This window comes from Halorubrum sp. SP9 (genome assembly GCF_005435015.1).
In the GTDB taxonomy this organism is placed as follows: Archaea; Halobacteriota; Halobacteria; order Halobacteriales; family Haloferacaceae; genus Halorubrum; species Halorubrum sodomense.
Genome location: NZ_SGXU01000451.1, coordinates 1 through 391, shown reverse-complemented (window position 1 = coordinate 391; position 391 = coordinate 1). Strand labels below are relative to the sequence as shown.

At 61.1% G+C, this 391-nt stretch carries 1 protein-coding gene; it reads left to right on the top strand.

The annotated features are described in order from the left end of the window. Positions 1-16: 16 nt before the first annotated feature. On the top strand, positions 17-391 hold a 375-nt coding region (locus EXE45_RS18205), incomplete at its 3' end, for a sugar nucleotide-binding protein (RefSeq protein ID WP_241989543.1).

Here is a 391-nt window from a genome sequence, read left to right as displayed (position 1 = left end):
GCGCGACTGGACCGTTATGGGCACGTATCACTCGACACGGCCCAAGTTCGAGATCCCGCTGACACAGTTCGATCTTGTAGAATATGAGGCGTTCGACGAGGTCCTCGAAACACACGATCCGGGCCTCGTCATCAACTGTGCCGCGATGACGGACGTGGACGGCTGTGAGAAGAACCCGGAGCAGGCAAACGTACTTAACAGCGACGCACCGGGCGCGTTAGCGGATCAGTGTGCGGCCAACGATGTCGAGTTCGTCCACGTCTCGACCGATTATGTCTTCGACGGCACCGCACGCGACCCCTATGGTGAGGAGGCGTCGCCGAACCCCGTCCAAGTGTACGGCGAGTCGAAGCTGGCGGGCGAGCGAGCAGTCCAAGAGGCTGACGGAGAC